Raw genomic sequence first — 21,071 nt, 5'->3', positions numbered from 1 at the left:
TCCAGGGTTCAGTACGGGTTGCCGGGCAGGTTGAGCCGTACGCTGTAGATGCCGGCGCCGGACGACGGGGTGCCGGAGGTGATGAAGAGGGTCCGGCCGTCGGGGCCGCCGAACGCCGCGTTGGTGGTGGCGCGGCCGACGGAGATGCGGCCCAGTTGCGTGCCGTTCGGGGCGTACACGTGCACCGTGCCCTCGGGATTCGAGGCCCAGTACAGGTTTCCGGCGCAGTCGACCGTCACGCCGTCGGGGCCGCTCAGCGAGGTGAACAGGGTGCGCGGGCCGAGGCTGCCGTCAGTACCGACGGCGTATGTGAAAATTTGGTTGGTGCCCATGGCGGCGACGTAGAGGGTGCGCCCGTCGGGCGACAGCGCGATGCCGTTGGGCTGGCGCAGGCCGCCGTCGACGAGCTCGACCCGGCCGTTGCGGATCCGGAAGACGCCGGTCATGCCGCCCATGCCGTCGGCCCGGTTGCCGGGCTGGTAGTTCGGGTCGGTGAAGTACACGGTGCCGTCGGCGGCGACCGTGAGGTCGTTCGGAGCGTTGAAGACCTGCCCGTTGTAGCCGGCCGCGACCGTCGTGCGGCTGCGGTCGGCCAGGCTGTAGGCGGAGACGCTGCGCTGGTCGTGGGTGGCGGCGACGATCCGGGTGCCGTCGGCGGTGACGGCCAGGCCGTTGCTGCCCGCGTCGGTGATGAACCGCTCGAAGGTGGACTGCGGGGTGTACCGCCAGATCGTCGAGGGTTGCACGCCCTGCGCCCCGGTGGCCCGCTGCAGGTCCGAGAAGAGCAGGTACCCCGGATCGGCCACCCAGACCGGCCCCTCGGTGAAGGCGAAGCCGCCGCGCACCAGGGTCGCCGCCATCGATGCCGCCGGCAGCGGACCGGTCGCCGGACATGCGGAGGTCGACGGTGTGATCGCCGCCAGCGCCGGGGACGGGGTCGCTGTTGTCACGCCGAGGAGCACCAGTGCCGAGGCCAGGGCGGCGGTCAGCACCACCGGCCGGCGGCGCGTGATCGAACTGGTCATCGTGTTCCTTCGCTTTGAAGTTCGTCGATGGAAAATTCTGGTTCCAGGCGACGACCCGGGTCAATCGGTCCCATGCGGTCGCAGGTGTCGTCTTGCGGTCCGGGCGTGAAAATTTCGCCGCCGTCATGGCGGTTCGACGGCGGCGGAAATTGACGGGCGAAAAACCGTTATCGATGCATGATTCGCTGGGTCGTCGATGAAAATTGCGTCTTGGCGGACCGCTTTGAGCTGCGTAGACGCGTTTTCGAAAGGTGGGGTAGTTGATTGGGGTGAATACGTCTGGCAGCGTCGCGATTCTGGGTGCGAATCTCTGCCCGGCACCGCCGAGGACGGGCTTGTGAGCGCTCACGCAATCGGTTGTTTACCGGAAATCAGGAGGCCGATATGGCTGAACAACCCCCCGTCCGCCAGGGCGGGACCGGGCGCAGGAGATCGCTCACCATCCGCGGTCTGATCGCCGGCGCGGTCGGTGTCGTGGTGGTCGGCGCGGCCGCGGTGATGATGCCGTCGGCGAACGCGGCCGCCAGCACGCTCGGCGCCGCCGCCGCGCAGTCCGGCCGGTACTTCGGCACCGCGATCGCCGCGGGCCGGCTCGGCGACTCGGCGTACACGACGATCGCCGGGCGCGAGTTCAACATGATCACGGCCGAGAACGAGATGAAGCCCGACGCCACGGAACCGAATCGCGGGCAGTTCAACTTCAACTCGGGTGACCAGATCTACAACTGGGCGACGCAGCGCGGGATGAAGGTCCGCGGCCACACTCTCGCGTGGCACGGGCAGCAGCCGGGGTGGATGCAGAGCCTGTCCGGTTCCAACCTCCGGCAGGCGATGATCGACCACATCAACGGCGTCGTGGGCCACTACCGGGGCAAGCTCGCGTACTGGGACGTGGTGAACGAGGCGTTCAACGAGGACGGGAGCCGCCGGCAGTCGAATCTGCAGGGCACCGGCAACGACTGGATCGAGGTCGCGTTCCGCACGGCTCGGAACGCGGATTCGTCGGTGAAGCTCTGTTACAACGACTACAACATCGAGAACTGGTCGTACGGCAAGACGCAGGGCGTGTACAACATGATCCGGGACTTCAAGTCCCGCGGTGTGCCGATCGACTGCGTCGGGCTGCAGACCCACTTCACCGGGGGCAGTTCGCTGCCGTCGAACTTCCAGACCACGCTGTCGAGCTTCGCCGCGCTGGGCGTGGACGTGGCGCTGACCGAGGTCGACGTCACGAACTCGTCGACGTCGCAGTACGGCGGACTGACCCAGGCGTGCATGAACGTCCCGCGGTGCGTGGGCATCACGGTGTGGGGCGTGCGGGACAGCGACTCGTGGCGCTCCGGTGAGAGCCCGCTGCTGTTCGACGGCAACGGCAACAAGAAGGCGGCGTACACCTCGGTGCTCAACGCCCTCAACGCCGCGAACCCGACCACGTCGCCGCCCACGTCGCCGACCGGCGGCGGGACGCAGTCGCCGGGCGGTACCAACCAGATCATCGGTTCGCAGTCGGGCCGGTGCATCGACGTGCCCAACGCGACCCAGACCAACGGGACCAGGGTGCAGCTCTACGACTGCAACAACCAGTCCAACCAGGCGTGGACGTACACGTCGAGCAAGCAGTTGCAGGTGTACGGCGGCAAGTGCCTCGACGCGAACGGCGCGGCCACCGCCAACGGGACCGGCATCATCATCTGGGACTGCAACGGCGGCGCCAACCAGCAGTGGAACGTCAACAGCAACGGCACCATCACCGGTGTCCAGTCCGGACGGTGCCTGGACGTGTGGGGCACCGCCAACGGCCAGCAGGTCCAGTTGTACGACTGCTGGGGCGGGGCGAACCAGCAGTTCCGGCTCAACTCGCTGGGCGGCCCGACCTCACCGCCGCCGTCCTCGCCGTCGCAGTCCCCGTCGCAGTCCTGCTCGCTGCCGTCGTCGTACCGGTGGTCGTCCACCGGCGCGCTGGCGAGTCCGGCGAACGGGTGGGTGTCGTTGAAGGACTTCACGAACGTCGTCTACAACGGCAAGCACCTGGTGTACGGGTCGAATGTGAACAGCAGCGGCCAGTACGGGTCGATGGCGTTCAGCACGTTCACGAACTGGTCCGACATGGGCTCGGCCACCCAGGTCGGCATGAACTCGGGGACGGTGGCGCCGACGCTGTTCTATTTCGCGCCGAAGAACATCTGGGTGCTGGCCTACCAGTGGGGCCCGAACGCCTTCAACTACAAGACGTCCAGCGACCCGACCAACCCGAACGGCTGGTCCTCACCGCAGGCCCTGTTCACCGGCAGCATCACCGGCTCCGGCACCGGCGTCATCGACCAGACCCTGATCGGCGACAGCCAGAACATGTACCTGTTCTTCGCCGGCGACAACGGCAACATCTACCGCGCGTCGATGCCGATCGGGAACTTCCCCGGCAACTTCGGCTCCAGCTACACCACCATCATGTCCGACTCGCAGTACAACCTGTTCGAAGCGGTCGAGGTCTACAAGGTCGCGAACCAGAACCAGTACCTGATGCTCGTCGAGGCGATCGGCGCCAACGGCCGATACTTCCGCTCCTTCACGTCGTCGAGCCTGAGCGGGTCGTGGACGCCGAACGCCGCTTCGGAGTCCAACCCGTTCGCGGGCAAGGCCAACAGCGGCGCCACCTGGACCAACGACATCAGCCACGGTGACCTGGTCCGCAGCAACCCCGACCAGACCAAAACCATCGACCCGTGCAACCTGCAACTGCTCTACCAGGGCAAGAACCCCAGCGCCGGCGGCGACTACAACCTGCTGCCGTGGCGGCCGGGCCTGCTGACCCTGCAGCGCTGACCCGTCCCTTGACGGCGGGCGGCGACGCTCGCCAGCTTCACAAGCGGCTGCTTGCACTGAGCAGCCGCTTGTGAAGGTCTGCCGGCTCGACCGTCGAGATGAGAACGCGCCCTGTTTCATCGGCACGCGGGTCGCCGGTAACGTGAGAGTTTATGGCGCAGCTGGAGGCGTCGTCGGACAGCGGCGCGCAGGGTATGGAAGGTCGGGGCGTCGAGGTCGTGGCGCTGGTGACGTCGGCGGGCGGCCTGGAGGCGCTGTCGGGCGTCCTTCGCACGCTACCGCCGGACTTTCCGGCCGCGATCGTCATCGCGCAGCACCTCGGTGGGCAGGGCAGTGTGCTCGTCGACATCCTCGCGCGGCGGATCGTGCTCCCGGTCGGGTGGGCGCGCGAGGGCGGGCGGATCGAGTCGGGGGCGGTGACGGTGTGCCCGCCGCGGTCGGTGCTCGAGGTCTTGCCTGATCGGACATGCGCGGTGCGCCCGGTCGAGAGCGTGCTGGCGGATCGGCCGCTCGATGCGCTGCTGACGTCGGTCGGCGACAGCTTCGCAGGAGCCGCGCTGGCGGTGGTGCTGACCGGGATGGGTAGCGACGGGGTCGCGGGCGCCGCCGCCGTACGCGCCGCGGGCGGCTTCGTGATCGCCCAAAGTAGCGAGACGGCCGAGCAGCCGGCGATGCCGGCCGCGGCGACGGCGGCGGGTGCGGTGGACCTGGTCCTGCCGCTGCACGAGATCGGGCCGGCGCTGCAGAGCGCCGCGCTGGGCGGACAGCTGCCGTTGCCGCCCACCGAGGCGGAGGCCATCCGGGCCACCTTCGGAACCGAGGGCGTGATGGCCGGTCAAGCCGCGAAGCTCAACTGGAACCGCACGCCGTTGGGTCCGGTGAGCCGGTGGTCGCCGACGCTGCGATCGGTCACCCGCCTGATGATGGCCACTCCTGAGCCGAGCTACGTCCTGTGGGGGAGGGACTATCTTTGGCTCAACAACGACGGGGCCATTCCGATGGTGCCCGGCCGCGAAGCGGAAATGATCGGCCGGCCGCTCCGGGAGCTGATACCGGAGGTGATCGACGCCGTCGTCCCGGCGTTGGACGTGGTGATGACCGGAGTGTCGACGAGGCACCCGGCCGCCCACTACATCTACGTCCGCTCGGGCCGGATGCAGCACCTCTGGGTGAACCAGACCGACATTCCGATCTGGGAGCCGGACGGCACCGTCGGAGGGGTGTTCCGCACGCTTACGGAGTGCACGGCGGAAGTGCTGTCCGCCCGGCGGCTGACGGTGCTCGACGCGCTCGCCGGCGCGCCGCGCGCCGACAACCGGCGGGCCGCGCTCGCCGGGGCGATGGACATCCTGACCGGAGCGGCCGACATGCTCTTCTGCGTCGCCTACCTGATCGACGCGTCGTCCACGCGGGCCGGCTTGGTGGCCGCGGGCGGAGTCGAGGAGGGCGGCGCGCTGGCGCCGCGCGAGCAGCGGCTGGCGCCGGACGCCGCGTGGCCGTTGCACGAGGCGAGTGGGCCGCTGCTCGTCGATGATCTGGCCGCGCGCTTCCCCGGTCACCTGCTCGGTCCCGATCGGGTGAACCCCGAGGTCGCGCTGGTGTACCCGTTGCGCGACGACGCGGAGGACCGGGTGGTCGGGACGCTCATTCTCGGCGTCGATCCGTACCTGGCCCTCGACGACAGGTACCGGGAGTTCCTGATGCTGGTCGGCGACTCGGTCGCGGGGCGGATGGCGGACGCGCAGGCGCGGCACCGGGAGCGGCGGCGGTTGGAGCGGTTGGCGGAGCTCGACCGCGTCAAGACGGAGTTCTTCTCGAACGTCTCGCACGAGTTCCGGACACCGCTGACGCTGATGCTCGGCCCGCTCGAGGACCTCGCCCGCGACGGCGGCGACGGGCTCGCGCCGCAGCAGCGGGCCGACATCGACCTGATCCGCCGCAATGCGCGGCGCCTGCAACGCCTCGTCGGGACCATGCTCGACTTCTCCCAGATCGAGGCCGGGCGTCTGCGGGCAAGGTTCGCGCCGGCCGATCTCGCCGAGCTTACGCGGGAGATCGTGGCGCAGTTCGACAGCGCCGTGAAGCGGGCGGGGCTCGCGCTGCGCGTCGACGTCGAGGCGCTGCCCGCGGTCTGGGTGGACGCGGAGATGTGGGAGAAGATCGTCTCGAACCTCCTGTCGAACGCGCTGAAGTTCACGTTCGAGGGCGAGATCGAGGTGTCGTTGCGGGCGCTGCCCCGCCACGTCGAGCTCGTCGTCCGCGACACCGGCGTCGGCATTGCGGAAGCGGAGCTGCCGCACGTCTTCAAGCGCTTCCACCGCGTGCGCGGCAGCCGCGCACGGACCCACGAGGGTGCCGGGATCGGCCTCGCCCTCGTCGACGAGCTCGTCCGCCGCCATCACGGCCGGATCCGCGTCACCAGCACGGTCGGCGAGGGGGCCAGGTTCGCCGTCTGGATTCCCGTGGGCCGGCGCCCCGAGCAGCCGGAAGCACCGGCCGGGGTACCGGCGCCGACCGGATTCGCGGCGGCGATGGCCGAGGAGGCGACGCGCTGGTCCGAGACGCCCGAACCGGAGCTGTTCGCCGACGACGGCGCCGCCCGGGGAACGCTCGGCGGGTATGCGCCGACCGCGCGCATCCTCGTGGTCGACGACAGCCACGACATGCGCGAGTACCTGACGCGTCTGCTCGCTGCGCACTGGCAGATCGAGACGGCGTCGGACGGAGCGCAGGCCCTCACCCTCGCGCGCGCCAACCCACCGAATCTCGTGCTCGCCGACGTCATGATGCCCGGCCTGGACGGTTTCGCGCTGCTGCGCGCGCTGCGCGGCGAGACTGATCTGCGCTCCGTCCCGGTCGTGCTGGTCACCGCTCGGGCCGGGGAGGAGGCGGCGATCGAGGGCCTGCTCGCCGGCGCCGACGACTACGTCGTCAAGCCGTTCTCCGCCCGCGAGCTGATCGCCCGCGTCGGGGGACAGCTGGAACTCGCCCGTGTCCGGCTGCGCGCGGCGGAGCTGAACGCCTTCCGCATTGGCCTGTCCGACGCACTGCGGACGCTCGGCGACCCGCTGGCCATCCAGCAGACGGCCTGCCGGATGCTCGTCGAGCAGCTCGGGGCCGACCGGGCCCGCTTCGTGGAGGTCGACCAAGCCGCCGGTGAGCTGATCACCATGGGCGGCTACGCGGTCGACGGGATGCCCGGCGGATTCGGCCGCTACCCGCTCGAGCACTACCAGCCGCTGGCCCAGGCGATCCTCGCCGGCCGCCGGCTGGCGATCGATGACGTCCAGACCGACCCGCACGTCGCCGGCATCGGGCCGGCCCTGGCGAACCTCCAGATCGGCGCGCAGCTCGTCCTGCCACTCGTGCGTGGGCAAGAATCGAATGTCGCCCTCGCGGTCCACCAACGCACGGCCCGTTCGTGGACGGCCGAGGAGGTCGCGATCGCCGAGGAGGCCGCGGGACGCGCCTGGGCCGAGGTGCAACGGACCCGTGCCGAGACGGCCCTGCGCGCCAGCGAGGAACACAACCAGTTCCTGCTGCGGTTCTCCGACACCGTCCGCGGCGTCACCGACCCGCGGCTCGTGGCCGAGGCCGCGTGCCGCATGATCGTCGACAGGCTCGGTGCGCAGCGCGCGTACTGGGGCGAGACGGACTGGTCGACGCGCGAGTACGTGGTCGGCGTGGTGGTGCCCGCCGAAGACCGCGACACGTTCGGCGGCCGCTATCCGATCGACGACTGGCAGCCGTTCACGTCGAGGTATCTCGCCGGCGACACCGTCGTGCGCGATGACGCCACCGCGTTCGCGCACCTGCCCGACGTCGTCCGCACGGCCCGCGTGCCGCGCGGCCACCTGGCGAGCATCGGCGTCCCGGTGCTCGTCGATGGACAGTTGCGCGCGGTCCTCGGCGTCAGCCAGAACGCACCGCGTCGCTGGTCCCGGCACGAGATCGCCGTCGCCGAGGCACTCGCCGCCCGCGGCTGGGCCGAGATCGAGCGCGCCCGCGCCCAAGCCGACCTGCGCGCCGGCGAGGAACGCACGCGCATGGCCGTCCGCGCCACCGGCATCGTCACCTGGGAGTGGATCCCGTCCGAGGACCGCATCACCACCAGCGACAGCTTCGCCGACGTCTACGGCCTGCCCGCCCTCGCCGGCGCCGAGCAGGGCTTCGCCCTCGTGCTACCCGAGGACGCCACCCGGCACCTCGACAAGGTGCGCGCGATCGCCGCCGAGGGCGGCACCTACAGATCCCAGTTCCGAATCCGACGCCCCGACAACAACCAGATCGTCTGGCTCGAAGAGCGCGCCCAGGCTACGACCGGCCCCGACGGCACCGTCGAAAAGGTCATCGGGGTCACCCTCGACATCACCGCGTTCAAGCACCCCGAGCAGGAAACGCACCTCGGCACCGAGAGCGGTACGCCGCCGGCAGCATAGGAAACGGCTCATCGCGGGCAGGTATGGGGCACCACCTGAGCGCGGGTCGTGCGATCATGCGCGGGTGTCCGTCGATGCCTCGCACGCCGCGCTGCCGAAGGCACACGTGCATCTGCACCTGGACGGGGCGATGCGCCGCTCGACGTTGTTCGAGCTGGCCGGCCGGGCCGGGCTCGTCGCCACGCTGCCGAGCGGGTACGGCTCCTTCGCGGCCTTCACCGACACCATCACGGCCGCGGCCCGCTGCCTGCGCACGGCGGCGGACGCGCGGCGGCTGGTCGACGAGATCGCGCCGGCGCTGGCCGGCATCGAGGCGTGGCTGCGCCCCGGCCCGGCGTGACCGGCGCCGACGCTTCCCGGCCGCTGCGCTCGCCGTCCTTTCGCTGGTACTTCGCCGGCCGCTCGATCTCCCTCGCCGGCAGCGCCATGTCCCCGGTCGCGCTCGCGTTCGGCGTGCTCGCCCTGACCGGCAGTGCCTACTGGGTGGCCGCGGTCACCGGCACCGCGATGGTCGCCACGGTCGCCACCATGCTCGTCGGCGGCGGCATCGCCGACCGCTACCGGCGCTCCACCGTGCTGTGGCTGACGAGCCTCGGCGCCGGCCTCACCCAGGCCGGCGTCGCGGTTTTGCTGATCACCCACCAGCATCCGGTACTGCTGCTGCCGTTCGCCGCCGGCAACGGCGTCCTCCAGGGGCTCACCACGCCCGTCCTGCGCGGCATCCTGTCCAACCTGGCGTCGGGGCGCGGCCTGCAGCGGGCCAGCTCGCTGCTGGCCTCGGCCGGCAACCTCGCCCGGATCGCCGGGCCGGCCGGCGCCGGGCTGCTGACGGCGTCGGTCGGCGGCGGCTGGGCGATCGCCGCCGACTCGGCCTCGTTCCTCCTGGCCGCCGCGTGTTTCGCCCGGATCGCGCTGCCCGGCCCGGCGGAACGGGACGGCGGCCGGAGCATGCTCGGCGACCTGCGGGAGGGCTGGGCGTACTTCGCGTCGCACCCGTGGTTCTGGTCGGTGACCCTCGCGTTCGCCGTCTTCAACGCCACCAATCGCGGGGTCTGGGCGGTCCTCGGGCCGGTCATCGCCTTCCACACCATCGGCGCCGCCGGATGGGGCCTGGTGCTCAGCGCGCAGGGCGTCGGCGCGCTGCTCGCCAGCGTGGTGCTGGTCAAGGTGCCGCTGCTGCGCCGGCCGATGCCCCTGGCGCTCGCCGCGATGGCGCTGGCCGCCGTGCCGCTCATCCTGCTCGGCGCCGGCGCCGGGCTCGTCTGGCTGGCCGCGGCGACGTTCCTGGGCGGGGTGGCCGTCGAGCTGTTCACCGTCACCTGGGAGACCGTGAACCTCACCCACATCCCCGAACGGCTGCTGTCCCGCGTCGGCGCCCACGACGAATTCTGGTCGTTCGTGTCCTTCCCGCTGGGTCAGACCGCCGCGCCGGTACTGGCCGCAGTGATCGGAACGGCGCTCGTCGCACTGACCGGCGGTACCGTCGCGGCCTTGATGATGCTCTTGGTGGCCCTGCTGCCGATGTTCCGGCGCATCGAGCTCCACCACGTCGACCGTTGAACGGCACCCGTCCGGATGGAGCAGACTGGGACGCGTGGATGAGCAGGGCCGGGCGACGTTCGTGCTGCATGAGCACCATAAGCCGCGGCACCATTTCGACCTGCGGCTGGAGGAGGACGGGGTGCTCCGGTCGTGGGCGGTGCCGCGCGGCCTGCCCGAGGACCCGCGGCGCAACCGCCTCGCCGTCGCGGTGCCCGACCACGGCCTCGACCACCTGACCTACACCGACGCCGACAAAGCGATCGCCGACATCGGGTGGTGGGAAGAGGTGGACCGCAACGACAAGCGCATCGTCTTCACGCTGCACGGCCGGGGCGCTCCACGGACGTACGCGCTGATCAGAACCGACTCGGACTGGCTGCTCCACCTGATGAACAGCACCGCGGGCTGACCCCGACACGCCGAGAAAATCTGGGTCGGGGGTACTAGACATGCTCGGCGGCGGCGCTTAGTGTTTTTCAGGTCGAGAACAGAGAACGTACCATGACGCTGACGGGACGCCCCGACAGTTGGGCGTCGAGTTGGAACCGCCGGTGGGGCCGTGCAACGTGGGCCCTGCGTACGGCGGAGATCGAGGCACGACCGTACAGATGAAGCAGAGGAAAGGGAGGGCGGCACACCGTTGGATCGCCCGCACCGGCCGCAGGTTGGGCCCGGGTGCGGACACCGCAGGTTCCATCGAACGAGAGGTGGTCTCCGGTCACGCTTACGCGATCCTCGCACCCGGCATCGTCTGTGATGCCCGGGGCGGATACGACAAGCCGGCGTACGCGCCGGTAGATGGTGTTGAAACCCGATAACCCTTGGGCCCCGGCGCGGTTGCGCCGGGGCCCTCGACACGGAGGTCAGATGGCCCAATCCGACGACATGTTCGGCGACGAGGACTACCCCGCCTACACGATGGGCCGGGCCGCGGACATCGTCGGCGCCTCACAGGACTTCCTGCGCCGCCTCGACGAGCTGAAACTCATCACGCCGCACCGCTCCGCCGGCGGGCACCGCCGGTACTCCCGCTACCAACTGCGCCTCGCCGCCCGGGCCCGGGAGATGGTCGACCAGGGCACCGCGGTGGAGGCGGCCTGCCGGATCATCATCCTCGAGGACCAGCTCGAGGAGGCCCTGCGCATCAACGCCGCCCGGGAACAGGCCTGACTCGACAGCCGAGGGGCGGCAGACCGGCCGGAACCCGGCTGGACGGCGCCGCCACCCGTACGCTGAGCGGATGAACGCTCCGGTGGGCGGGCGCGCCGACGAGGCCCAGCCGTGGTTCGGCGCTCAGCCGGTCGACCTGCGACCCGATCCGTTCCCGGTCGGGTTCCCGGTCGTGGCGATCATCGCCTCGGCCGGCGGCGTCGAGGCGTTGCTGCGGGTGCTCGAGCCGCTGCCCGAGGACCTGCCCGCCGCGGTCCTGGTCGCCCTCCACCAGTTCCCGCATCGCGTCAACGAGCTCGCCCGCGTCCTGGGCCGCCGGACCCGCCTGCCGCTGACCCTGGCCGAGCCGGACGCCCTGATGCGGCCCGGGACGGTGCTGGTGGTGCCGCCCGGCCGGCATCTGATCGTGACGTCCCGCGCGCGGATCGGGCTGATCGAGACCGGCGCGCTGCCGCCTCCCCGGCCGTCCGGCGACCTGCTGCTCGCCACCCTCGCCGTCACCTGCGGACCGCGGGCGCTGGCCGTCGTCCTAACCGGGGGAGGACACGACGCGCAGGCCGGCGTACGGGCCGTCGTGCACTGCGGCGGCACCGTCCTGGCCCAGGACGAGGACACGTCGAAGGTCTTCGCGATGCCCGCCGCCGCCATCTCCACCGGCAAGGTCAGCCAGATCCTGGCCGTCGACGACATCGCGGCCGCGATCGTCGCCCACACCACGCGCTGACCCCGCCGCCCGGATCAGCCGCCACCGGTCCGCGCCGCGGCGTCGCGGGCGAGGCCGCTACCGGTCAGCGTCGCGGGCGAGGCCGCTACCGGTCCGCGTCGCGGGCGAGGCCGCTACCGGTCAGCGTCGCGGCGTCGCGAGCGAGGCCGCCACCGGTCAGCGTCGCGGCGTCGCAAGCGAGGCCGCCACCGGTCAGCGTCGCGGCGGCGCGGGCGAGGGCGGCCACCGCCGGGGACGTGCAATGCGTCGGCCAGGCGAGGACGAGGGCGACCGGCGGTACGTCCGCCATCGGCACGGCGACGAGGTCCTCCCGCAGCGGCCGGGTCAGCACGCGGGGCAGCACGGCGACCTTCCGGCCGAGGGCGATCAGGTGCATCAGCTCGCTCAGGGTGCGCATCTCGGCGGGGTCGGCGGGCCGCTGGTGCAGGGTCTCGCCGGCCAGGTCGGCCAGGTGCAGGCTCGCCCGCTGGGCCAGGGGATGGGCGCGGGGGAGCACGGCGACCGGCGCCTCGGTCAGCAGCGGCTCGGTGTCGAACCCGCGCAGCTCGTCCGGCGGCGCGTACAGCAGGGCCGCGTCCACCTGCCCCGCCCGCAGCAGCCGGGCGCAGTCGGCGTCGAAGACCACCTCGATCGGCGGGCCCTCGTAGGCGGCCAGGAGCGCCGGCAGCAGCCCGCCGTCGCCGCCGGGCTTCATGGCCAGCAGCAGAGCCGGATCGGGCGCCGCGGCCCGCCGGGTGCGCCGGGCCGCGGCCGCCACCGCGTCCAGGGCGACGCCGGCCTCGAGGGTCAGCACCCGGCCGGCGGCGGTCAGCGCGACCGCGCGGCTGGTCCGCTCGAACAGGGTGACGCCCAGGCGGCGTTCCAGCCGGCGGATCGCCTTGGACAGGGCCGGCTGCGCGATGCCGAGGCGGGTCGCGGCCCGGCCGAAATGCAGCTCCTCGGCGACGGCCACGAAGTAGGCGAGCTCCCGCGTCTCCAGGCGGTCCATGCCTCCAGGTTATCGATCGCGGCCGGACCGGTCTTGGACGATGCCCCGGTACCGCTGGTGAGCTGGACCCATGCCCACCATCGCACTTGTCGCCGCCGGGGACCGCCTCGGCCGGTCGCTCGCCAGGACGTTCGGCCGCAACGGCTACGACGTCGCCCTGATCGCCCGGTCGAAGGAGCGCCTCGACGCGCTCGCCGGGGAGCTGGCCGCCGAAAGGATGACGGCGGCCGCATTTGCGGCCGATGTCACCGACCGCCCGGGCCTGACGGCGGCCCTGGACAGGGCCGCGGCCCGGTTCGGCGGCATCGACGTGCTGCACTACGCGGCTCCGGCGGCCGGAAGCGGCGCGGCGGCCCACCGCACCGGAGCGCTCGACGTCACCGTGGACGCCGTGGGGCCGCAGTTGGAGACGATCTGTTTCGGGGCCATTGCCGCCACGCATGCGGTACTGCCGGGGATGCTGGCGGCCGGCACGGGCACCTTGCTGTACACGACGGGTGCTTCGTCCTTGGCTCCTGTGCCCGTCTTCGTCAGCACCGGCATGGCGGGCGCGGCGCTGCGCAAATGGGTCCTGACCCTGCACGACGCGCTGGCGGGGCGGGGGATCTACGCCGGGCACGTCGCGATCGGGGCCTGGATCGCCGGTACTCCGGGCGCCCCCGACGGCGCGGTGCTGCGGCATCCCGACGACCTCGCCCGCCGGTACTGGGAGCTGCACGTCAACCGCGGGCCGGCGGAGGACGTCATCGCGGCCTGAGGCCGTCCAGCAGGATGTCCAGCAGCCGGCCGGCCCTGGCCGCGTGCCGGGGCGTGGGGGCGACCGTGAAGACGCCGATGAGCGCGGCGGCGACGTCCTCGGCGGTCACGCCGGCGCGCAGCTCGCCGGTCGCGCGGCCGGCGTCGAGGATCGCGTCGATCGCCGCGAGCAGCGCGGTGCGGGTCTGACCGTGCGGGAGCTCGCCGGAGTCGACCATGGTGTGCAGCGTGTCGAGCATGCCGTTCTTGGCGGCGATCCAGGTGCCGAACAGGTCCATCCAGCGCCGTAGCGCCGCCGGCGGGTCGAGCTCGGCGAGCAGCTCGCGGGCGCCGTCGGTGAGGCGGGTGACCTGGTCGCGGTAGACGGCGTCGACGAGCGACTCGCGGGTCGGGAAGTGCCGGTACAGCGTGGCGATCCCGACCCCCGCCTCCCGCGCGATGGCCCGCATCGACGGCTCGGCCTCGGCGGACGCGAACACGCGGGTCGCCACCTCGAGGAGCTGGTTGCGGTTGCGCGTGGCGTCCGCGCGCAATCCGCGAGCCTCGTCGTCGGTCAAAACGGATCACGCTCCGGTTGTGCTACGGTGACGCTGGTAAGCGGAGCATAGTCCGTTTCAGTGGAGGAGACATGAGCCGTGCGGTCCAGTTCGAGTCGTTCGGCGGGGCCCTCGTGTTGCGCGAGGTACCCGAGCCGCACGCCGGCCCCGGCCAGATCCGGGTGCGGGTCGCCGCGGCCGGGCTCAACCCGATGGACTGGGTCATGACCTCCGACGCCGAGACCGCGGCCCGGTTCGGACTGAGCCTGCCGTGCGGGTTCGGCACCGACTACGCCGGGGTCGTCGACGAGGTCGGCGCCGGCGTGACCGGCTACGCGACCGGCGAGCGGGTCTTCGGCGGCGCCATGTCCCGGGCCGTCGCCGATCACGTCCTCATCGACGTGGACGGGACGATCGCCAAGGGCGGCGACGCGCACCGCACGCCGGAGGGCGTCGAGGACCGTACCGCTGCCGTCCTGACCATCGGCGGGTGCACAGCCGCCGCCGCCCTCGCCGTGGTCCGGCCCGGCCCCGGCGACACGGTGCTCATCGGCGGCGCGGGCGGCGGGGTCGGCGTGTTCGCCGTGCAGCTGGCGCGGCGCGCGGGCGCACGGGTGATCGGGACCGGATCGGCAGCGTCGGCCGAGGCCCTGCGCGCCCTCGGGGCCGAGCCGGTCACGTACGGCGACGGCCTGGTCGAGCGGGTCCGTGCCCTGGCCCCCGGTGGGATCACCGCGGCCCTGGACCTGTACGGCGCGGAGACGGCCCACGCGGCCCGCGCCCTCGGCGTGCCGGACGAGCGGATCACCACCATCGCCGGCGTCCTCCCCGGCATCACCCCGGCCAACGGCGCCAACGCGGCCCCCGGCGCCATCGAGGAGATCGCCGGCCTGGTCGCGGCGGGCGCGCTGCGGGTGCCGATCGCGGCGACTTTCCCGGTCGAGCAGATCCGGGCCGCGGTCGAGCTGCAGTCCGGCCGCCACGTCCACGGCAAGGTCGTCATCGACCTGTAGGCGGACCGCGGCGGCCGCGGACACCAAGATCGAATGTTCCGGCGCTGTACTACCATCGCCGGGTGAGCGCAGCGACACCTGTACCTGACGAGCGGACCATCTATTCGTCGCGCCGCGCCGGCGGTGTCGACGACCCGGCCTGGCCGGTGTTCAGCGAGCACGTCATGGGCCTGCTGCGGACGGCCGGTGAGGTGCTGCACCCGCGTGCGGGCGAGCTGCTGTGGGACGCCGGTGACCCCTATGACCTGAACCTGGTGCTCACCGGTGGCGTTCAGCTCGTCGACCGGCGTGACGACCGGGTCGTGTTCGTGGTCGAGGCCGGCGACTTCGTCGGTGAGCTGGGCATGCTGATGGGCCAGCGGGCCTTTCTCCCCGGCGTCGCCATGCCGGACACGACGCTGCTGCGCGTGCCGGTCGACGAACTGCGCCGCCTGGTGGAGATCTCGGGCGAGTTCAGTGACGTCCTGCTGTCGGCGTTGGACGCCCGGCGACGCCTGCTGACCCGGCTGGGCGAGGGCGGGCTGGTGCTGGCCGGCGACGACGATCGGGACCTGCACCAGCTGCAGGACTTCGCGCAGCGCAACCAGATCCCCTACCGGACGGTGCTGCGCGCCGACGCCGACGCGTGGGCCGAGCTGGCAAAGACCTGCGAGCTGCCCGCGGCGGGCGCGGCCGTCGTCACCGGGCAGCGCCGGGTGCTGGCCGCCCCGACGACCCGCGACCTGGCCACCGCGCTGGGCATCGACCTGTGGAGCGTCACCGACGGCTCCACCTGCGACCTGCTGGTGGTGGGGGCCGGCCCCGCGGGGCTGGCCGCCGCGGTGTACGGCGCCTCGGAGGGTCTGGACGTGGTGGTCGTCGAGGACGTCGCCATCGGCGGGCAGGCCGGCAGCTCCTCCCGAATCGAGAACTACCTCGGATTCCCCCGCGGGGTGTCCGGGGCCGAACTCGCGCGATCGGCGATGCTGCAGGCCGTCAAGTTCGGCACCCGGCTGGCCTCGCCCCGTGCGGTCACCGCGCTGGCCCGGGACGCCGACGGCCGGTTCCGGGTGACCCTGGACGGCGAGCTCGACGTGCTCGCCGCGGCCGTGATCGTCGCCGGCGGCGTGCGCTACCGGCGCCTGGCGCTGCCCGGCCTGGCCGACCTGGAAGGGCGCGGGGTGTACTACGCCGCGGGCCAGCTCGAGGCGCCGCTGGTGGCCGGGCGCAACGCGGTGGTCGTCGGCGGGGCGAACTCGGCCGGCCAGGCGGCCCTGTTCCTGGCCCGGCAGGCCAGCCACGTCCACGTCCTGATCCGCCGGGACGACCCGGGCGCCACCATGTCGAACTACCTCCTGCAGCGCCTCGCCCACCACGACCGCATCACCGTCCATCCGCGCAGCGAGCTGACCGAGGTGCACGGCACCGACCGGCTCACCGGTCTGGTCTGGCGCGACCACGCCGACGACCGGGACGTGCACCTCGACGCCGCCGCCGTCTTCCTGCTCATCGGCGCCGAACCCTGCACCACCGCGCTGCCCGCCGCGGGCGTCGAACTCGACGGCAAAGGCTTCGTCGTCACCCACGACGGCTACGCGACCTCGCAGCCCGGCCTGTTCGCCGTCGGCGACGTGCGCGCCGGCTCCGTCAAACGCGTCGCCTCGGCGGTGGGCGAAGGCTCCGTGGTGATCTCCGCGGTGCACGCCTACCTGGCCGGACTCGAAACGACCTGACCTGCGGGACAGCCGCGCGCCGGCATCGTCAAGTCGGCCGAGCTCGCGGCCGCCCAGCCGGTGCTCCTGGTCGTCGAGGACGTCCGGTGGCCCGACCGGGCCAGCGCCGACGTGCTCGCGTTCGTCGCCCGGCGCCTCTTTTTCGAACCCATCGCTCTGGTACTGGCGGTGCGCGACGGATTCCACGGCCCAGCGCATCTTCCCGAAGCTCGGCGTCACCACCCGCGCCGCGCTGCGCGGGGTGCCGGACCCGTCGTTCGTCACCGGGAGACGGCGACCGCGATGACGGAGACCCCGATGATGAGGTCGACGACCGCGCACCACTCCGCGAACGGCCGCGGTACGACCAGGTCGCGCCGGTGATGCCAGGCGTCCCAGCCGGCATGGAGGATCCAGCCGATCCCTACCAGGATCTGGCCCCATCGGGCCCCGGCGGCGGCCGCCGCGCCGAGCAGGACCAGGTAGCCGGCCAGCGCGCCGAGCTGGGCGAGGAGGACCGGCCGGGGCCGCAGCGTGCGCCGCGCCGCACCGATCGCCAGGTATCCCAGCGGCAGGATCATCATCGCCGCCAACGGGAGCGGCCGCGGGTCGAGCAGGTTGTCGGCGGTGGCGAGCAGCGCCAGGACGCTCGGCCAGCGGGCCAGCAGGCCGTGCCGCTCGACGTGCCCCGGCCGCCGCGCTCCGTACTCCCCGGCGCGGCGGAGCATGGCCAGAAGCATCGCGGGCAGCATCAGGAGGTGCCCGCCGAGCAGCACGGCCCCGTCCGTGACCAGGCCGGCCCACCAGGGCACCAGGAGGAGCAGGAACGGCACGTACGCGGCGGCGGTCATCTCGGCCACCGCCGCGCGGCCGTGCCCGCGGTGCCACATCCACACCGCCATCGCGATCGCCATGTCGGTGGCCGTGACCAGGGCGCTGACGTCGGTCCGGCCGGCGATCGCCGGCGGCAGCGGCCACAGCGGGTCGAGTACCACCATGCCGACCGCCATGGCGAGCACCATTTCGACGAAGTGGCGGACGAAGGTCCGCCGGGAGACTCGGGGTGTGACGAGTGTGGTCATGCCGTCGAGCGTGCGGCCGTCGCAACGCCGGCGACCCGTGACATGTTCACGGTCCGGGCGTGACGGGCGCCGGCCTACAGTCGGCCTCATGCAGCAGCGCCTGGACCGGGTCAGGGTCGTCACGTTCGCCGTGCTCATCACCAACGCGTCGGCGGCGTTGTTCCTGCCAGCGGTCGGGTTGTGGCGCGAACCGGAGCCGGCCCGGCAGGCCGTCGGCGCGCTCGGCATCGCGCTGTTCTCCGCGGCGCAGGTCGCCGTGCTGTACACGCTCGTGACGCCCTGGATCGGCGCGCGGGCCAGGCGGTGGGCGCGGCTGGGACTGGCCGGGGCGGCCGCCGCGTCGCTGCCGCTGGTGTACCCGGTCGGCGGTGGCTGGCCGACCTGGTCGTGGCTGGCCGCGTGCATCGTGGGACTGGTGCCGGTGCTCACCGGGCCGGTCCTCGCCGCCGGGCTGAGCGCGGTGACCATCGCGCTGGCGCTGCTCGTCACGCCGGGCCCGCCGGCCGACACGTTGATCATCACCGCCGGATTCGGTGCCGGTCTGGCGGCGATCAACGTGCTGCACGTGTGGCTGTGGGACATGCTGCTGCAGGCCGAGCAGGGCCGGGCGGCGCAGGCCCGGCTGATCACCGCGGAGGAGCGGTTGCGGTTCGCCCGGGACGTGCACGACCTGCTCGGGCACAACCTGTCCATCATCGCGTTGAAGGCCGAGCTGGCGGAGCGGCTGGCTGCCGTGGACAGTGCGCGGGCCGGCCGGGAGGCGGCCGAGGTGCGCCGGTTGGCCGCGGCGACGCTCGTCGAGCTGCGTGCGGCGGTGTACGGGTACCGGCAGGCGGGCCTGCGTGAGCAGCTCGCGGCGATCGAACGGGTGCTGGACTCCTCCGGGGTGCGCTGCACGGTGACGGTGCCCGACGGCGACCTGCCGGCGCAGACCGTGCTGGCCGCCGTGGTTCGCGAGGCGACCACCAACGTCCTGCGGCACAGCCGGGCCCGCTGGTGCACGCTCACCATCGAGCACGCCGCGGGCGTGGTGCGCCTGACCATCACCAACGACGGCGTACCGGCCGGAGCCGCGCCCGACGCGCACAGCGACGGCCTGCGCGGCCTGGCGGACCGGCTGGCCGAGTCCGGCGGCGTGCTGCGCACCCGGGCCGGGGACGGCGAGTTCACGGTCGAGGCCGCCGTACCCTCGACATCGTGATCCGGGTCCTGCTCGCCGACGACGAAGAACTGATCCGCGTCGCGGTGGCCGCCCTGCTCGGGCTGGAGCCGGATCTCGACGTGGTGGCCCAGGCCGCCGACGGCCGGGCCGCGGTCGAGGCCGCCCGGGCCCACCGTCCCGACGTGGCCGTGGTCGACCTGCGGATGCCGGCGTTGGACGGCATCGAGGTGGCGGCCGAGCTGGCGCGTGCGGTGCCGTCGTGCGCGGTGGTGATCCTGACCGGTCAGGGCCGCCCGGCGCAGCTGCCCCGGGCGCTCGCCGCCGGGGCCAAGGGCTTCCTGCCCAAGGGTTCGCCCGGCGGGGCGCTGGCCGACGTGATCCGGCGGGTGCACGCCGGCGGTCGCTACGTCGACCCCGGCCTGGCGGCGGACGCGCTGAGCCTGCCCGAGTGCCCGCTGAGCCCCCGCGAGCTGGACGTACTACGGCACAGCGAACCGGACGTTGCGGTGCCGGTGGTGGCCCGCCGGCTGCACCTGTCGCCCGGCACGATCCGCAACCACCTCACCGCGATCATGTCCAAGCTGGGCGTCGCCAGCCGCGAACAGGCGGCCGCCAAGGCGCGCGACCACGGCTGGCTCTGAGCACCGGCCCTGGTCCGGAACCGCCTTCCGGACCCGCTCAGGTACGGCCGCTCCAGCCATCTGCGGTGGCTACCCCGGCTTCGGCGTTGGGCTGATCGTCGTGGATCTGCCGCTGGGCGTGGCCGCCGGCCACCGCACGATCGCCGCGATCGGCTGAGCCCGCCGGACAATCACCCGGCGGGGTCACCCGGTGGGTGTCTAGCGTGCCGCGCATGCTCAAGAGCCGGGCCCCGTGGCTGGTCCTGTGCGGCGCGTACGCGCTGCTCGTGCAGGAGCTGGTCCGCATCTCCCTCAGTGGCCGCATGCACAGCATGGACAACCTGCTGGTCGTCGATGCGGTGCGGCGGCTGGCGGAGGGCGGCTCGCCGTACGAGTCGGCGCGGTTTCTCTACCCGCCGTCGAGTGTGCTGTTCGCGTGGCCGCTCACCGGGTTGTCCGACGCACAGCTGGAGCGGCTGTTCCCGTGGGGGCTGGCGGCGCTGCTGCTGCTCGGCTGGTGGGCCTCGCTGCGGCTGTTCGGGGTGGGTCTGCGCTCGTGGCTCGGGGTGGCCGGTGTCGCCGCGTTCGGCCTGTTCAACCCCGCGGTCAGCGTGGTCGAGCTGGGCAACTGGACGGCGCCGGTGGCCGCCTCGATGGCCGTCGCGCTGCTGCTGATGGGCCGGGGCCGCTGGGTCGCCGCCGGCGTGGTGATCGGCGTCTCGATCGCGGTCAAGCCCATGCTCGTACCAATTGGGCTGGTATTTCTGCTTGCCCGGCAGTGGCGCGGTCTGGCTGTCGCGGCGGGTGTGCCGGTCGCCGTCTGCGCGATCGTGGCGCCGCTGCTGCCGGAGCCGGGCCTGTTCTTCACGCGGACGCTGCCGTTCCTGCTCGGCGGGCAGGACGAGTTCGCCCGCCCGTACGACTCCTCGCTGCCGGCCATGCTGCCCCGCATCGGCATCGACGGCGCCCCGCTGGCGGTCGTCCGTATCGCGGTCCTCGCCGTCGCGCTCGCCACGGCCTGGTGGCGCTGGCGCACCGGCGGCGATGAGCGCCTGCGGCTCGTCGACACCTGCGCGATCCTGATGATCGGCACGTTCCTGGTGAGCACCCCCGCGTTCGGCTACTACCCGCTGGTGGTGCTCCCGCCTCTGGTGGCGAGCGTGCTGGTCCGCGGTTCGGCGGCCCGTTCGGTCTGGTTCTGGATCGCGTTGGTACCGCTGGTGCGCCCGATCCAGTTCATCGGCGTCGACTTCCTGGACGGCGGGCACGCGGGGTACCGGCAGGCCGCCAAGCCCCTCGCCTGGATGGCGGTCGCGGGCACCCTGCTGCTCGTGCGCACCTGGCGCGCCGAGCCGGCGGCGCCGCCGCCGGCTCTCGGACCGGGTCACGCGGCCGCGGCGCCGCTGCCGGAGCGCGACCTGGCGGCCCGGCTGCCGGTACACTGACGCGGCGTCGCTCCGGTGGGCGACGGGCCGCCGGTGGTGGCAGACTCGGGCCGTG

The 21,071-nt window shown here is 72.6% G+C and carries 17 protein-coding genes; 13 read left to right on the top strand and 4 right to left on the bottom strand.

Annotation, left to right across the window (positions count from 1 at the left end):
- Positions 1-8 precede the first annotated feature (8 nt).
- Positions 9-1,025, bottom strand: a complete 1,017-nt coding sequence (locus ACQP00_RS28945; protein WP_433200534.1) for an SMP-30/gluconolactonase/LRE family protein — start codon at positions 1,023-1,025, stop codon at positions 9-11.
- 384 nt (positions 1,026-1,409) lie between these two features.
- Between ACQP00_RS28945 and ACQP00_RS28940 the strand changes: the two genes are divergently transcribed.
- From ACQP00_RS28940 to ACQP00_RS28910, 7 genes are all read left to right on the top strand, one after another.
- Entirely contained in the window at positions 1,410-3,848 is a 2,439-nt protein-coding gene (locus ACQP00_RS28940; RefSeq protein ID WP_433200531.1) for a non-reducing end alpha-L-arabinofuranosidase family hydrolase, read from the top strand.
- 152 nt (positions 3,849-4,000) lie between these two features.
- Complete coding sequence (locus ACQP00_RS28935; RefSeq protein ID WP_433200528.1) at positions 4,001-8,287, top strand: chemotaxis protein CheB; 4,287 nt, start codon at positions 4,001-4,003, stop codon at positions 8,285-8,287.
- 64 nt (positions 8,288-8,351) lie between these two features.
- Positions 8,352-8,627, top strand: coding sequence for a hypothetical protein (locus ACQP00_RS28930; RefSeq protein WP_433200525.1), 276 nt, complete (start codon positions 8,352-8,354; stop codon positions 8,625-8,627).
- On the top strand, positions 8,603-9,847 hold the full coding sequence (locus ACQP00_RS28925; protein ID WP_433200522.1) for an MFS transporter: 1,245 nt from the start codon (positions 8,603-8,605) through the stop codon (positions 9,845-9,847). The genes ACQP00_RS28930 and ACQP00_RS28925 overlap by 25 nt, the downstream gene beginning before the upstream one ends.
- A 34-nt stretch (positions 9,848-9,881) precedes the next feature.
- Positions 9,882-10,238, top strand: coding sequence for a DNA polymerase ligase N-terminal domain-containing protein (locus ACQP00_RS28920; protein WP_433200519.1), 357 nt, complete (start codon positions 9,882-9,884; stop codon positions 10,236-10,238).
- Positions 10,239-10,696: 458 nt separating this feature from the next.
- On the top strand, positions 10,697-10,999 hold the full coding sequence (locus tag ACQP00_RS28915; protein ID WP_433200516.1) for a MerR family transcriptional regulator: 303 nt from the start codon (positions 10,697-10,699) through the stop codon (positions 10,997-10,999).
- A 70-nt stretch (positions 11,000-11,069) separates the two neighbouring features.
- The gene (locus ACQP00_RS28910) at positions 11,070-11,723 is read left to right on the top strand and encodes a chemotaxis protein CheB (RefSeq protein ID WP_433200513.1); all 654 of its coding nucleotides are present in this window, start codon (positions 11,070-11,072) and stop codon (positions 11,721-11,723) included.
- Positions 11,724-11,808: 85 nt separating this feature from the next.
- Here the strand turns inward: ACQP00_RS28910 and ACQP00_RS28905 are convergent, their stop codons facing one another.
- Entirely contained in the window at positions 11,809-12,711 is a 903-nt protein-coding gene (locus ACQP00_RS28905) for a LysR family transcriptional regulator (protein WP_433200510.1), read from the bottom strand.
- A 70-nt stretch (positions 12,712-12,781) separates the two neighbouring features.
- On the opposite strand from ACQP00_RS28905, the gene ACQP00_RS28900 reads away from it, so the two are divergent.
- Complete coding sequence (locus ACQP00_RS28900) at positions 12,782-13,468, top strand: SDR family NAD(P)-dependent oxidoreductase (protein ID WP_433200507.1); 687 nt, start codon at positions 12,782-12,784, stop codon at positions 13,466-13,468.
- Here ACQP00_RS28900 and ACQP00_RS28895 read toward each other — a convergent pair.
- On the bottom strand, positions 13,455-14,024 hold the full coding sequence (locus ACQP00_RS28895) for a TetR/AcrR family transcriptional regulator (RefSeq protein ID WP_433200504.1): 570 nt from the start codon (positions 14,022-14,024) through the stop codon (positions 13,455-13,457). The two genes, ACQP00_RS28900 and ACQP00_RS28895, sit on opposite strands and share 14 nt — an antisense overlap.
- Before the next feature lie 71 nt (positions 14,025-14,095).
- Here ACQP00_RS28895 and ACQP00_RS28890 point away from each other — a divergent pair, with 71 nt between their 5' ends.
- Together ACQP00_RS28890 and ACQP00_RS28885 are read left to right on the top strand one after the other, a co-directional pair.
- Positions 14,096-15,016, top strand: coding sequence for an NADP-dependent oxidoreductase (locus ACQP00_RS28890; RefSeq protein ID WP_433200501.1), 921 nt, complete (start codon positions 14,096-14,098; stop codon positions 15,014-15,016).
- Between the two features lie 62 nt (positions 15,017-15,078).
- Positions 15,079-16,728 carry an FAD-dependent oxidoreductase gene (locus tag ACQP00_RS28885; protein ID WP_433200498.1) on the top strand — a complete coding sequence of 550 codons (1,650 nt, stop codon included), beginning with the start codon at positions 15,079-15,081 and terminating at the stop codon, positions 16,726-16,728.
- A 260-nt stretch (positions 16,729-16,988) separates the two neighbouring features.
- Here ACQP00_RS28885 and ACQP00_RS28880 read toward each other — a convergent pair whose 3' ends face one another.
- The gene (locus tag ACQP00_RS28880; RefSeq protein WP_433200495.1) at positions 16,989-17,789 is read right to left on the bottom strand and encodes a hypothetical protein; all 801 of its coding nucleotides are present in this window, start codon (positions 17,787-17,789) and stop codon (positions 16,989-16,991) included.
- An 88-nt stretch (positions 17,790-17,877) separates the two neighbouring features.
- On the opposite strand from ACQP00_RS28880, the gene ACQP00_RS28875 reads away from it, so the two are divergent.
- The 3 genes from ACQP00_RS28875 (at position 17,878) to ACQP00_RS28865 (ending at position 21,016) form a co-directional block, all read left to right on the top strand.
- Positions 17,878-18,990 carry a sensor histidine kinase gene (locus ACQP00_RS28875; RefSeq protein ID WP_433200492.1) on the top strand — a complete coding sequence of 371 codons (1,113 nt, stop codon included), beginning with the start codon at positions 17,878-17,880 and terminating at the stop codon, positions 18,988-18,990.
- Positions 18,987-19,592, top strand: a complete 606-nt coding sequence (locus tag ACQP00_RS28870) for a response regulator transcription factor (RefSeq protein ID WP_433200489.1) — start codon at positions 18,987-18,989, stop codon at positions 19,590-19,592. Before ACQP00_RS28875 ends, ACQP00_RS28870 begins: the two co-directional genes overlap by 4 nt.
- 212 nt (positions 19,593-19,804) lie before the next feature.
- Entirely contained in the window at positions 19,805-21,016 is a 1,212-nt protein-coding gene (locus ACQP00_RS28865; RefSeq protein ID WP_433200486.1) for a glycosyltransferase family 87 protein, read from the top strand.
- Positions 21,017-21,071: the final 55 nt, after the last annotated feature.

It is taken from the genome of Dactylosporangium sp. CS-047395 (assembly GCF_050942185.1).
Lineage (GTDB): Bacteria > Actinomycetota > Actinomycetes > Mycobacteriales > Micromonosporaceae > Dactylosporangium.
The sequence above is the reverse complement of the archived record's forward strand: the minus strand, read 5'-3'. Positions and strand labels throughout refer to the sequence as shown.

Bases quoted from the DNA above. Each gene is read 5' to 3' on its own strand.
- ACQP00_RS28880 (WP_433200495.1), bottom strand. From the start codon at position 17,789: ATGACCACACTCGTCACACCCCGAGTCTCCCGGCGGACCTTCGTCCGC.
- ACQP00_RS28935 (WP_433200528.1), top strand. From the start codon at position 4,001: ATGGCGCAGCTGGAGGCGTCGTCGGACAGCGGCGCGCAGGGTATGGAA.
- ACQP00_RS28905 (WP_433200510.1), bottom strand. From the start codon at position 12,711: ATGGACCGCCTGGAGACGCGGGAGCTCGCCTACTTCGTGGCCGTCGCC.
- ACQP00_RS28910 (WP_433200513.1), top strand. From the start codon at position 11,070: ATGAACGCTCCGGTGGGCGGGCGCGCCGACGAGGCCCAGCCGTGGTTC.
- ACQP00_RS28945 (WP_433200534.1), bottom strand. From the start codon at position 1,025: ATGACCAGTTCGATCACGCGCCGCCGGCCGGTGGTGCTGACCGCCGCC.
- ACQP00_RS28865 (WP_433200486.1), top strand. From the start codon at position 19,805: ATGCTCAAGAGCCGGGCCCCGTGGCTGGTCCTGTGCGGCGCGTACGCG.
- ACQP00_RS28915 (WP_433200516.1), top strand. From the start codon at position 10,697: ATGGCCCAATCCGACGACATGTTCGGCGACGAGGACTACCCCGCCTAC.
- ACQP00_RS28940 (WP_433200531.1), top strand. From the start codon at position 1,410: ATGGCTGAACAACCCCCCGTCCGCCAGGGCGGGACCGGGCGCAGGAGA.
- ACQP00_RS28900 (WP_433200507.1), top strand. From the start codon at position 12,782: ATGCCCACCATCGCACTTGTCGCCGCCGGGGACCGCCTCGGCCGGTCG.
- ACQP00_RS28875 (WP_433200492.1), top strand. From the start codon at position 17,878: ATGCAGCAGCGCCTGGACCGGGTCAGGGTCGTCACGTTCGCCGTGCTC.
- ACQP00_RS28890 (WP_433200501.1), top strand. From the start codon at position 14,096: ATGAGCCGTGCGGTCCAGTTCGAGTCGTTCGGCGGGGCCCTCGTGTTG.